The following is a 12,213-nucleotide window of genomic DNA, read 5'->3' on the forward strand; positions in this document are numbered from 1 at the left end:
CGCCCACCCCTCCCCCAGCCAACCTGAGCAGAGGCTAGTTCGATCTCGATCGGCCCACCAGGCTCCGGACGGCCGTTACCGGGTCGGGCGATCGAGACACCGGTCCGGACCGGGTACGGACTCAGGCCGGGCGGCGGCCGGTGACCGCCGTGGCCTCCCGTTCCTCGTCGCGCCGCACCCGTGGCACCAGCCCGGCGGCCCTGAACACCGCGCCGAGCTCCTCGACCTGCCCCTGGGCGGCCTCCACCACCAGGTGCCCACCGGGCGCGAGCCAGCGAGCCGCACCGGCGGCGACCCGGCGCAGCACGGAGAGCCCGTCCGGACCGCCGTCCAGCGCCACCGGCACCTCGTGCAGGCGCGCCTCCTGCGGCAGCAACGCCACCGCCGCCGTCGGCACGTACGGGGCGTTCGCCACGACCAGGTCCAGCCGGCCCTGCCACTGCGGCGGCAGCGGCGCGAACAGGTCGCCCGCGAACACCGGGACGGCCAGGTGGGCGAGGTTACGCCGAGCGCAGGTCACCGCCGCCGGGTCGATGTCGACGGCGGCGAGCCGGCGTGGGGCGAGCCGCAGCGCCAGCGCGAGCGTGGTCGCGCCCGAGCCGCAGCAGAGGTCCACCACGGAGGGGGACGGGCCGACGAGCTCCGCCGCCACGTCCACCAGCAGGGCGGTACGTCCGCGGGGCACGAACACCCCCGGGTCGACGGCGACCCGCAGCCCGCAGAACTCCGCCCAGCCGAGCAGGTGCTCCAGCGGTTCACCGGCGATCCGGCGCGCGACGAGGTCGGCGAGGGTGTCCGGGGATTCGGCGGCGTCGAGGAGCAGCTCCGCCTCGTCCTCGGCGTAGACGCAGCCGGCAGCCCGCAGCTGCCGTACCAGGGCGGGACGATCGACGGGGAAGGGCACGGTCATGGGAACCTCCGGGGATGCTCGTCGGCGCCCCCGGTGGCCGCTAGCGGTGCGACGTGGCCGCGGAGGGGAGCGCCGGTCCTGCTGTCGGGTGGATCGGACTCACCTCCTCGGGTCGGGGCCCGCACACCGGGCCGTCCGGAACGATATCCCGTGCCGGCGACGGTCAGCTGGTCGGGTCGGCGGCGTCCAGCGCGGCGGCGATGTCGGCCACCAGATCGGCGGTGTCCTCCACGCCGCAGGAGAGCCGGACGAAGCCCGCGGAGGTGTCGTCCCCCCACTGGGCCCGCCGGTCCGCGGTGGTGTGCAGGCCGCCGAAGGAGGTGGCCGCGACGACCAGCCGGGCGGCGTCGATGAACCGGGCGACCCGGTCGGCGTCACCGAGGTCGAAGGAGAGCACCCCGGGCATCCGGCGCATCTGCTTCGACGCCACCGGGTACGCCGGGTCCTCCGGCCGCCCCGGCCAGCGCAGGCCCGTCACGTCCGGCCGGGAGGCGAGCAGCGCGGCGACCGCCTCCGCGTTGGCGGACTGCCGGCCCAGCCGCAGATCCATCGTGGCCAGGGAGCGGTGCGCCAGCCACGCGTCGAACGCCCCCGGAATCGCCCCGGTGGTGTTCCGCCACATCGTGACCGCCTCGACCAGCTCGGCCGACCGGCTCGCCACGTACCCGAGGAGCAGGTCGGAGTGGCCGGTGAGCGCCTTCGTGCCCGAGGCGACCACCAGGTCCGCGCCGAGTTCCAGCGGCCGCTGGCCGAGCGGGGTGGCGGTGGTGTTGTCCACCGCCAGCAGCGCGCCCGCCGCGCGTGCCCGGCCGGCCAGGGCGGCCACGTCGACCACGTCCAGCCCCGGGTTCGCGGGCGTCTCCACCAGCACGAGCCGGACCCCGTCCAGCGACGGGTACGGGCCCGCCGTCGGCACGAAGAGCACCCGAACGCCGATGGCCTCCAGCATGTCGGTGGCGAAGGCCCGGACCGGGAAGTACCCGTCGGCGGGCAGCAGCACGGTGTCACCCGGGCGCAGCACGGTGAGCAGCAGGCCGGTGATGGCGGCCTGCCCGCTGGCGAAGACCCGGCAGTCGCCCCCCTCCAGCTCCCCCACCGCGGCCTCCAGCAACCGCCGGGTCGGGTTGTCCGGACGGCCGTACCCGTTCGGCGCGCCCGCCGGTCCCTGCCACGGGTCGAGGTGGTACGGCGCGGCGAAGACCGGCCCCGGCAGGAAGGGCTGCCCCGGCGCCGGCTCGGGCAGCCCGGCGTGCACCGAGCGGGTGCCGTCCCCCCATTCGCTCATCCGGTCCTCACTCGTACGACTCGGGCTTGGCGGTACGGCTCATCAGCGTGTCCACGGCGATCCGCGGGTCCATCCCCTCGTGGCAGATCCGTTCGACCTGCTCGGTGATCGGCATCTCCACCCCGTGCGCCCGGGCCAGGTCGCGGATCGACAGGCAGCTCTTCACTCCCTCGGCGGTCTGCCGGGTGGCGGCCTGCGCCTGCTCCAACGTCTCGCCCCGCCCCAGGTGCTCGCCGAAGGTCCGGTTGCGGGCCAGCGGCGAGGAGCAGGAGGCGACCAGGTCCCCCATGCCGGCGAGACCCGCGAAGGTGATCGGGTCCGCGCCGAGCGCCACGCCCAGCCGGGCGGTCTCGGCGAGACCCCGGGTCATCAGCATCGCCCGGGTGTTGTCGCCGAAGCCCATCGCGGTGGCGATGCCGTACGCCAGGGCGATCACGTTCTTCACCGCCCCGCCCAGCTCGCAGCCGACCACGTCGTCGTTCGTGTACGGGCGCAGGTACGGCGTCCGGATCGACGACTGCACGAGCGCGGTCCGCCGGCCGTCCGTACCGGCCACCACTGTCGCGGCCGGCTGCTCGGCGGCGATCTCCGGGGCGAGATTGGGACCGGAGACGACCACGACCCGGTGCGCGGGCACCCCGGCGGCCTCGACGATCACCTCGCTCATCCGCTTGGTGGTGCCGAGTTCGATGCCCTTCATCAACGACACCAACGTCGCGTCGGGGTGCAGGTGATCGGCCCACTCGGCGAGGTTGGCGCGCAGCGTCTGCGACGGCACGGCGAGCACCACCAGCTCGGCGCCGCTGATCGCCTCGGCCGCGTCCGTGGTCGCGGTCACCCGCTCGGGCAGGACCAGGTGCGGCAGGTACTCCGGGTTGCGTCGCTGCGCCCGCAGCGTGTCGGCGACCGGCTGCCGCCGCGCCCAGATGGTCACCTCACGGCCGGCGTCGGCGAGGATCTTGGCGAACGCGGTGCCCCAGGAGCCCGCCCCGAGCACCGCGACATGCCCACTCCGCTCGCTCACGCCGCCACTCCGCTCCGCTTCGCGGCGGCGCGAGGCGCCCCGCTGCTGTGCCCGATGGTTCGCTCGCTCCGCTCGCTCACGCCGCCTCGCCCTGCTGCTGGCGCTGCGTACGGTTCGACCGTTCCCAGAGGGGTGGGGGTGTGCCGCCGCGGATCTCGGCGAGCATGTCCCGCAGGCGCAGCATGATCGTGTCGCTGACCTCCTCGAGGGTGGCCCGGCTGGGCGTGGCGCCGGCCCACCGGCTCAGGTCGATCGGCGGGCCCGCCACCACGGTCACCGGAATCCGCGGCCGCAGCCCGACCTTGCCGGTCCGCGAGTCGAACATCTGCTCCGGACCCCACATCGCGATCGGGACGACCGGGGCCCCGGTGGCCAGCGCGAGCCGCGCGGCGCCGGTCTTGCCCCGCATCGGCCACAGCTCCGGTTCCCGGCTGGTGGTGCCCTCCGGGTAGATCACCACGGCGCCGCCGGCCTCCACCGCCTTCACCAGCGTGGCGAGGGAACGAGCCGCGTCGACGGTGCCTCGCTCCACCGGGATCTGCCGGCAGCGGTGCAGGATCCACCCGATGACCGGAATCCGGAACAGGCTCGCCTTCGCCAGGTACTGCGGCCAGCGGCCGGAGTCGTAGATGAAGTGCGCGGAGACCAGCGGGTCGGCGTGCGACAGGTGGTTCGCCACGATGATCACACCGCCCTCGCGGGGCAGGTGCTCCATGCCCCGCCAGGTCCGCCGGGTCCAGACCGTCAGGGTCGGCTTCACCAGCAGCGCAGCCAACCGTGGCCAGAATCCCAGTCTCCGCCGTGCCACCCGCGCCTCCTCGTGCCGCTTCGGGACCGCGCACCGGACCGCCGGCGCTACCCGCAGCGGAAATCATGCCTGCTCGACCGTGGTGCGGGCCAGCGAGGGTGCCGACAACCAACTGGCAGGATTGTGGCGTGAGTCAGCCGAGGTGGGCCGTGGTGGTGCCGGTGAAGCCCCTGACGGTGGCGAAGAGTCGCCTCCGTGGGGCGCTGCCGGGCGTACCGCACGAGGAGCTGGCGCTGGCCCTGGCGGCCGACACGGTCCGCGCGGCACGGGCCTGCCCGCTCGTCGCCGACGTGCTCCTCGTCACCGACGACGCCCGGGTCGGCGCCGTCGCCCGGGAACTGGGCGCCCGGGTGCTGCCGGATCTGCCGGCCGCCGGGCTGAACGCGGCCTTCCGGTACGGGGCGGAGGCCGCCGGAACGGGTTGGGTGGCCGGTCTCACCGCCGACCTGCCGGCGCTGCGCCCGGCCGAGCTGGCCGACGCGCTGCGCGCCGCGCAGGACGGCCCGACGGCCCGGCGCTACGTGGCCGACGCACCGGGCGACGGGACGGTGCTACTCACCGCGCCGCCGGGCGTGGATCTGGAGCCCCGCTTCGGGCTGCGCTCGGCGGCGGCGCACGCCGCGAGCGGGGCACTGCCGCTGACCGGCGAGTGGCCCAGCCTGCGACGCGATGTGGACAGGCCGGCGGACCTCGCGGCGGCGGCCCGGCTCGGGCTGGGGCCACGTACCGCCGCCCTCGCCGTCGGCTGCGCCGCCGCACCCCGTTGACGAGGCCCCCGGTGTACGGTGCACGCATGCAGGGCACGGTGGCCACCTACGACGCGTCGACCCGTAGCGGCGTGCTGCTCCTCGACGACGGCACCGAGCTGCCCTTCCCGGCGCGCGCCTTCGACGCCTCCGGGCTGCGCCTGCTCCGCCTGGGTCAACGGGTCCGGGTGGAGACCGACGGGTCCGGCGCGGTGGTACGGGTGACGTTGCCGACGATGATCTGACCAGTCGTCGCCAAGTTCATTTTGCGTTCACCCGAATCGGGTGATTATGAGCAGGTGAGCACCCCTCGCGAGGAGACCGACCCGCCCGCCACCGGAGAGGCCGCTGCCCGCAACGGCGCCCGTCGCCGCGGCGTCGACGGTCGCTTCCAAGCCGGCCGTTCGGCCGAGTACGCCCAGGCCGAGACTCCCGAGGCCGACACGGCCGCCGCGTCGAGCGGGCTGGAGGAGGTGCTGGACCCGGTGTCCGCCCCCGGCCCGGCGGACGCGCCCCGCGACGGCACAGGGCCGCGGCAGGATCCTCCGGCCGCGCCACCACTGCCCGAGGACCGGTTCCTCAACCGGGAGCTCTCCTGGCTCGACTTCAACGCCCGGGTGCTCGCCCTCGCCGAGGACCCGCGCACCCCGCTGCTGGAGCGTGCCAAGTTCCTGGCCATCTTCGCCAGCAATCTGGACGAGTTCTACATGGTCCGGGTCGCCGGGCTGAAGCGCCGCCTGCAGGCCGGGCTGCCCGTCCGCGGCGGCGACCGGATGCCGCTGCGCACCCAGCTGGCGATGATCGCCGAGGCGAGTTCGAGACTGGCCGCGCGGCACGCCGCGACCTTCGTCGACGAGGTGCTGCCGCAGCTCGCGGACGAGGAGATCCGCGTCATGCGCTGGAGCGAGCTGGGCGACGCGGAGCGGGACCGGCTGCGCGCGTACTTCCGGGAGCAGATCTTCCCGGTGCTCACGCCGCTGGCGGTCGACCCCGCACACCCGTTCCCCTACATCTCGGGCCGCTCACTCAACCTCGCCGTGGCGGTGCGCGACCCGGACGGCGGTTCGGAGCTGTTCGCCCGGGTGAAGGTGCCCAACAACGTGCCGCGCTTCGTCCGGGTGCAGCGGGACCGGCCCGGGGTGCGGATGCTGCCGGTGGAGGACCTGATCTCGGTCCACCTCGGTCAGCTCTTCTCCGGCATGCAGGTGGTCGAGTGCCACCTGTTCCGGGTCACCCGCAACGCCGAGGTGGAGGTCGACGAGGACCGGGACGAGGACCTGCTCCAGGCGTTGGAGCGGGAACTGGCCCGGCGGCGGTTCGGTCCGCCGGTACGGCTGGAGGTCGCCGCCTCGATCAGCGACAACATGCTCGACCTGCTCGTCCGCGAGTTGGACATGGACGAGCAGGACGTGCTGCGGGTGCCCGGCCTGCTCGACCTCTCCGCGCTCTGGCAGCTCTACGAGGAGGCGGACCGGCCGGACCTGAAGGACAAGCCGTTCGTGCCGGCCACCCACCCGCGGCTCACCGAGGGCGAGGTGCCGCGGAGCGTCTTCGCCACCCTGCGCGACGGGGACGTCCTGGTGCACCACCCGTACCACTCGTTCGCCACCAGCGTGCAGCGCTTCATCGAGCAGGCCGCCGCCGACCCGAACGTGCTGGCCATCAAGCAGACCCTCTACCGCACCAGCGGCGACTCCCCCATCGTCGACGCCCTGGTCGACGCCGCCGCGGCGGGCAAGCAGGTGGTGGTGCTGGTGGAGGTGAAGGCCCGCTTCGACGAGGTGGCGAACATCGGCTGGGCCCGGACGCTGGAGCGCGCCGGCTGCCACGTCGTCTACGGCCTGGTGGGGCTCAAGACGCATTGCAAGACGGCGCTGGTGGTGCGGCAGGAGGGCAACCAGATCCGCCGCTACTGCCACATCGGCACCGGCAACTACCATCCCAAGACGGCCCGGCTCTACGAGGATTTCGGCATGCTCACCGCCGACCCGGAGATCGGCGCCGACCTGACCGACCTGTTCAACGTCCTCACCGGCTACAGCCGGCAGACCGCGTACCGCCGGCTCCTGGTGGCGCCGCAGGGAATCCGCCGCGGCCTCATCGAACGGATCGAACGGGAGATAGCCCACGTCCGGCTGGGCATGCCCGGGCTGGTCCAGTTCAAGGTGAACTCGCTGGTCGACGAGGCCGTCACCGACGCGCTCTACCGCGCCTCCCAGGCCGGCGTCCACGTCGACCTGCTGATCCGCGGCATGTGCACGCTGCGGCCGGGGGTGCCGGGGCTGTCGGAGAACATCCGGGTCCGCTCGATCCTCGGCCGCTTCCTGGAGCACTCCCGGATCTTCCGGTTCGGCAACAACGGCGACGCCGAGTTCTGGATCGGTTCGGCCGACCTGATGCACCGGAACCTGGACCGGCGGGTCGAGGCGCTGGTGAAGGTCACCGATCCGGTCGCCCGCGCCGAGCTGGACCACGTGCTGAGCGCCGCGATGAGCCCGGAGCTGGACGCGTTCGAGCTGGCCGGCGACGGCACCTGGACGCACCGGACGGGCAGCCCGGCCGAACCGCTGACCCACCTTCAGGAACTGCTGCTGACCCGGGCCGGTGGCACCCCGGGCTGACCACGGCGAGGCATAGGCTGACGGGATGGACCAGCACCGTACGCCGTCCGTCATCGCTTCGCGGGTACGACTACGGGCCGGGTCCGCGCGGGCCGGACGGACGCGATGACCGAGATCCGCGCGGCCGGTGGAGTCCCCTGGCGCCCGCGTCCCGACGGGATCGAGGTGTGCGTCGTGCACCGGCCCCGCTACGGGGACTGGACGCTGCCGAAGGGGAAGCTGGAGCCGACCGAGCACCCGCTGGCCGCCGCGGTCCGCGAGGTGGCCGAGGAGTCCGACGTGCGGGGGGTGCCGCAGGTCCGGCTGCCGTCCGCGCACTACCGCAGCGAGGGACGGCCCAAGGTCGTCGACTACTGGTCGATGCGGGCCGTGGCCAGCGGCGGCTTCCAGCCCGGTACCGAGGTCGACGAGGTGCGCTGGCTCCCCGTGGACGAGGCAGCCCGGCTGGTCAGCTATCCGCACGACGCCGAGGTGCTGGCGGCGTTCGCGGCGCTTCCTCCGGTGAGTGCGACCGTGCTGCTGGCGCGGCACGGCCACGCCGGCATGCGGGGCACCGGAACCGGCCCGGACACTGCGCGACCGCTCGACTCCGAGGGCCGGGCACAGGCGTACGCGCTGGCCGAGCTGGTGGCGTTGGTCCGTCCGCAACGGCTGCTCTCCGCCTCGCCCCGGCGTTGCGTACAGACGCTGGACCCGGCGGCCGCCCGGCTGGACCTGCCGATCGAGGTCTGCAGCGACCTCGACGAGCCGCGCGCCGGGCAGCAGCGCGACGAGCGGTCGCTCGCCCTCGCCGCTCGCCTGCTGGACCTCGCCGGCGCGGGTGGGAACGCGGCGGTGTGCAGCCAGGGCAAGGTGATTCCGGGGGCCCTGGAACAGCTCACCGGGCGCATCGGGGCGGACTTCACCACCGCGAAGGGCGAGAGCTGGTTGCTGGCGTTCGCCGGCGACGCACTGCTCGCCGCCGAGCGCCTCTGACCGTCGGGACGTACCGCACCGGCCCCGCGGACGCCGAAGGGCGCCCACCGCCGGGGTGGACGCCCTTCGGAGCCGAACCGGTCAGCGCCGGGTCGCTGCCTTCTTGGCGGGGGCCTTCTTGGCCGCCGTCTTCTTCGCCGGCGCCTTCTTCGCCGTCGTGCTCTTGGCCGCCGCGGTGGTCTTCTTCGCCGCGGCCGTCCGGCCCGCCGCCGCGGTCTTCCGCGCCGGAGTGGCCTTCTTGGTGGCCGCCGTGGTCTTGGTGGCCTTGGTCGCGGTCTTCTTCGCCGCAGTGGTCTTCTTCGCCGCCGCCGTGGTCTTGGTCCCGGTCGCCTTGGCGCGGGTGGCCTTGGCGCCGGCCGCCTTGGCGGTGGTGGCCTTGGTGCCGGTGGTCTTGGCGGCCGTGGTGGTCTTCTTCGCCGCGGCCGTGGCCTTCGGCACCTTGCCGCTGGCCACCATCTCCTTGAAGCCGGCGCCGGCGCGGAAGGTCGGGACGGATGTCTTCTTGACCTTCACCGCCTCGCCGGTCCGGGGGTTCCGGGCTGTTCGCGCGCCCCGTACGCGCTTTTCGAACGCTCCGAAACCGGTGATCGCCACCTTCTCGCCCTTGGTGACCGCCGCCTGGACCTCAGCGAGGACCGCGTCGAGCGCGGCCGTCGCCATCTTCCGGTCTCCCAGGCGAACGGCGAGCGCCTCGATGAGCTCGGCCTTGTTCACGACTTCCTCCCGATTGTGCAACTGACTCGACGCGAGCCATTCTGCGCGCACGGTATGCCCTGTGCTGCCTGGACACAAACATTCGGTCGAAAAAAGCCCTTGTGTCGTAACGAATTCGCCCCCAGCGGCCGGGCCGGTGGGGGCGAATCGCTTCTACGCCTCGGATCTGCGGCTACGCCACGGACGGCAGGAACGGCAGCCGGGCCGCCTCGTAGGCACCGATCTCGGCCTCGTGCCGGAGGGTGAGTCCAATGTCATCCAAGCCCTCCATCAACCGCCAGCGGCTGAAGTCGTCGAGCGGGAACGGCCAGGTGGAGTCCCCGGCACGGACCTCGCGGGCGGTCAGATCGACGGTGACCGGGGTACCCGGGTCGGACTCGACCCGATCCCAGAGCTCCTCGACCGCCTTCAATTCCAACTCGACCGGCAACAGCCCCTCCTTGAGGGCGTTGCCCCGGAAGATGTCACCGAAGCGCGGGGAGATCACCGCGCGGAACCCCCAGTCGCGCAGCGCCCAGACCGCGTGCTCCCGGGAGGAGCCGGTGCCGAACTCCGGCCCGGCCACAAGAATCGACGCTCCCGAATGCTTTTGATCGTTGAGCACGAATGTCGGATCTTCTCGCCAGGCGCTGAAGAGGCCGTCGGCGAAACCGGTACGGGTCACCCGCTTGAGGTACACGGCCGGAATGATCTGATCGGTATCCACATTGGAACGGCGGAGCGGAACGGCGGTGCCGGTGTGGGTGGTGAAGCTCTCCATCAGCGTGATCCCTTCACAGGTCGGCGGGGGCGGCCAACCGGCCCGCCACGGCGGTGGCGGCGGCGACCGGCGGGGAGACCAGGTGGGTGCGCCCGCCCCGGCCCTGGCGGCCCTCGAAGTTGCGGTTCGAGGTGGAGGCGGAGCGCTCGCCCGGCTCCAGGGTGTCGGGGTTCATGCCCAGGCACATGGAGCAGCCGGCGAAGCGCCACTCGGCGCCGGCGTCGGCGAAGACCTTGTCCAGCCCCTCCGTCTCGGCCGCCTCCCGCACGGCGGCGGAGCCGGGCACCACGAGCATGCGTACGCCGTCGGCCACCTTCCGCCCGCGCAGCACGTCGGCGGCGGCGCGCAGGTCCTCGATCCGCCCGTTGGTGCACGAGCCGACGAAGACCACGTCGATCGGCAGGTCCCGCAGCGCGGTGCCGGGGCGCAGGTCCATGTACTCCAGCGCGCGCCGGGCGGCGGCCCGCTCCGAGTCCGTGCCGAACTGCTCCGGATCCGGCACCCGCGCGCTGAGCGGGGCGCCCTGGCCGGGGTTGGTGCCCCAGGTGACGAACGGGGTGACCTGGCTGGCGTCCAGGGTCACCTCGGTGTCGAAGGTCGCCCCCTCGTCGGTGGGGAGCGTCCGCCAGTACGCGACCGCCGCGTCCCAGTCGGCGCCCTGCGGCGCGTGGGGACGTCCCTCGAGGTACGCGAAGGTCGTCTCGTCGGGCGCGATCATGCCTGCCTTGGCGCCCCACTCGATGGACATGTTGGCGATGGTCATCCGCCCCTCCATGGAGAGGGCGCGGATGGCCTCACCGCGGTACTCGACGATGTGCCCGCGTCCGCCGCCGGTGCCCACCTGCGCGATCAGCGCGAGCACCAGGTCCTTGGCGGTGACACCGGGGGCGAGCCGGCCGGTCACGTTCACGGCCATCGTCCTGGGCCGGCTCTGCGGCAGCGTCTGGGTGGCCAGGACGTGCTCGACCTCGCTGGTGCCGATACCGAAGGCCAGCGCGCCGAAGGCGCCGTGGGTGGCGGTGTGCGAGTCGCCGCAGACGATGGTCATGCCGGGCTGGGTGAGCCCGAGCTGCGGACCGATGACGTGCACGATGCCCTGGTTCTCGTCACCGAGCGGGTGCAGCCGGACCCCGAACTCGGCGCAGTTGGCGCGCAGCGTCTCCAACTGCGTCCGCGAGGTGGGGTCGGCGACGGTGAGCAGGTCGCCGCGGCGCAGGCGGAAGGCCGGGTCGGCGTACCCGGTCGGGGTGTTGTGATCCTCGGTCGCGATCGTCAGGTCGGTACGGCGCACCCGGCGGCCGGCGAGCCGCAGCCCGTCGAACGCCTGCGGGCTGGTCACCTCGTGCAGGAGGTGCAGGTCGATGTAGAGCAGATCCGGCTCACCGGCGGCGGCCCGTACGACATGCGCGTCCCAGACCTTCTCGGCCAGGGTCCTCGGCTCAGCAGTGACTCCCACCATCTGGACATCCTAAATTCTGGGAGGTATGTTTCGGCTTGTGGGACACAGTATGAGCGGTGTCGGCGTTCTCGACAAGGCGGTGGTCATCCTGGCCGCCTGCGTGGACGGCGCCAGCCTGGCCGAACTCGTCGAGCGCACGAAGCTTCCCCGGGCCACCGCCCACCGCCTCGCGCAGGCACTCGAGATCCACCGGATGCTGGTCCGGGACACCCAGGGCCGTTGGCGGCCGGGGCCCCGGCTGGGCGAGCTGGCCAACGCGGCCCCCGACGTACTACTGACCGCGGCGGATCCGCTGCTCTCCGCGCTGCGTGACGCCACCGGCGAGAGCGCGCAGCTCTACCTGCGCCGGGCGGACGAGCGGATCTGCGTGGCCGCCGCGGAGCGGGCGAGCGGGCTGCGGGACACCGTCCCGGTCGGGTCGGTGCTGCCGATGTCGGCGGGTTCGGCCGCCCAGATCCTGCTCGCCTGGGAGCCCCCGGAGGCGGTGATGCCGCTGCTGCCCCGGGCCAAGTTCACCGGGCGCACGCTGGCCGAGGTGCGCCGGCGCGGCTGGGCGCAGAGCGTCGCCGAACGGGAGGCGGGTGTGGCGAGCGTCTCGGCGCCGATCCGCGACCGCACCGGGCGGGTGATCGCGGCGATCAGCATCTCCGGCCCGATCGAGCGCCTCGGTCGACGCCCCGGCGAGCGTCACGCGATGGCAGTGGTCCGCGCCGGCCAACGCCTCTCCGGCCTCTAACCTGCCACCCCCGCCCTCCACGGCGTTGATCATGAAGTTATTGCCCTGACACGCCGACAGGTACGGCAATAACTTCATGATCAACGAAGACTCGGCCGGGGAATGGGCCGCAGCGGAGGAGAAGCACAGACGGGAAGGCCCGACCGGATTCGAACCGGCGCTACCGGCTTGAGAG

Annotated in this window: 12 protein-coding genes; 5 read left to right on the forward strand and 7 right to left on the reverse strand. The window is 73.2% G+C overall.

From position 1 onward, the window contains the following. Positions 1 to 121: 121 nt before the first annotated feature. The 4 genes from E1211_RS24675 to E1211_RS24690 all read right to left on the reverse strand — a co-directional run bounded on the left by E1211_RS24675 (position 122) and on the right by E1211_RS24690 (position 4,027). Positions 122 to 910, reverse strand: a complete 789-nt coding sequence (locus E1211_RS24675; RefSeq protein ID WP_132351380.1) for a putative protein N(5)-glutamine methyltransferase — start codon at positions 908 to 910, stop codon at positions 122 to 124. Positions 911 to 1,073: 163 nt separating this feature from the next. Continuing rightward, positions 1,074 to 2,195 (reverse strand): cystathionine gamma-lyase, encoded by a 1,122-nt coding sequence (locus E1211_RS24680; protein ID WP_132351381.1) that lies wholly within the window; start codon positions 2,193 to 2,195, stop codon positions 1,074 to 1,076. Between the two features lie 7 nt (positions 2,196 to 2,202). Continuing rightward, a complete protein-coding gene (locus E1211_RS24685; protein ID WP_132351382.1) occupies positions 2,203 to 3,219 on the reverse strand; it encodes an NAD(P)H-dependent glycerol-3-phosphate dehydrogenase in 1,017 nt (338 codons plus the stop codon). A gap of 76 nt (positions 3,220 to 3,295) precedes the next feature. Then, positions 3,296 to 4,027: a 1-acyl-sn-glycerol-3-phosphate acyltransferase gene (locus tag E1211_RS24690; protein ID WP_132351383.1), complete on the reverse strand. Its 732-nt coding sequence runs from the start codon at positions 4,025 to 4,027 to the stop codon at positions 3,296 to 3,298. A 128-nt stretch (positions 4,028 to 4,155) separates the two neighbouring features. Here E1211_RS24690 and cofC point away from each other — a divergent pair, with 128 nt between their 5' ends. The 4 genes from cofC to E1211_RS24710 all read left to right on the forward strand — a co-directional run bounded on the left by cofC (position 4,156) and on the right by E1211_RS24710 (position 8,369). After that, entirely contained in the window at positions 4,156 to 4,794 is a 639-nt protein-coding gene (gene cofC, locus E1211_RS24695) for a 2-phospho-L-lactate guanylyltransferase (RefSeq protein ID WP_132351384.1), read from the forward strand. A gap of 26 nt (positions 4,795 to 4,820) precedes the next feature. Beyond that, the gene (locus tag E1211_RS24700) at positions 4,821 to 5,018 is read left to right on the forward strand and encodes a cold-shock protein (protein ID WP_132351385.1); all 198 of its coding nucleotides are present in this window, start codon (positions 4,821 to 4,823) and stop codon (positions 5,016 to 5,018) included. A 54-nt stretch (positions 5,019 to 5,072) separates the two neighbouring features. Then, positions 5,073 to 7,394: an RNA degradosome polyphosphate kinase gene (locus E1211_RS24705; protein ID WP_132351386.1), complete on the forward strand. Its 2,322-nt coding sequence runs from the start codon at positions 5,073 to 5,075 to the stop codon at positions 7,392 to 7,394. Between the two features lie 105 nt (positions 7,395 to 7,499). Then, complete coding sequence (locus E1211_RS24710; protein WP_132351387.1) at positions 7,500 to 8,369, forward strand: NUDIX hydrolase; 870 nt, start codon at positions 7,500 to 7,502, stop codon at positions 8,367 to 8,369. 81 nt (positions 8,370 to 8,450) lie between these two features. Here E1211_RS24710 and E1211_RS24715 read toward each other — a convergent pair whose 3' ends face one another. The 3 genes from E1211_RS24715 to leuC all read right to left on the reverse strand — a co-directional run bounded on the left by E1211_RS24715 (position 8,451) and on the right by leuC (position 11,302). After that, complete coding sequence (locus E1211_RS24715; protein ID WP_207915499.1) at positions 8,451 to 9,083, reverse strand: HU family DNA-binding protein; 633 nt, start codon at positions 9,081 to 9,083, stop codon at positions 8,451 to 8,453. A gap of 172 nt (positions 9,084 to 9,255) precedes the next feature. Beyond that, a complete protein-coding gene (leuD, locus tag E1211_RS24720) occupies positions 9,256 to 9,843 on the reverse strand; it encodes a 3-isopropylmalate dehydratase small subunit (RefSeq protein WP_132351389.1) in 588 nt (195 codons plus the stop codon). A gap of 13 nt (positions 9,844 to 9,856) precedes the next feature. Beyond that, a complete protein-coding gene (gene leuC / locus E1211_RS24725) occupies positions 9,857 to 11,302 on the reverse strand; it encodes a 3-isopropylmalate dehydratase large subunit (protein WP_132351390.1) in 1,446 nt (481 codons plus the stop codon). A 49-nt stretch (positions 11,303 to 11,351) separates the two neighbouring features. Between leuC and E1211_RS24730 the strand changes: the two genes are divergently transcribed. Next, positions 11,352 to 12,038 (forward strand): IclR family transcriptional regulator, encoded by a 687-nt coding sequence (locus tag E1211_RS24730; protein WP_132351391.1) that lies wholly within the window; start codon positions 11,352 to 11,354, stop codon positions 12,036 to 12,038. The last annotated feature ends 175 nt before the right edge of the window (positions 12,039 to 12,213 follow it).

It is taken from the genome of Micromonospora sp. 15K316 (assembly GCF_004348525.1).
Lineage (GTDB): Bacteria > Actinomycetota > Actinomycetes > Mycobacteriales > Micromonosporaceae > Micromonospora.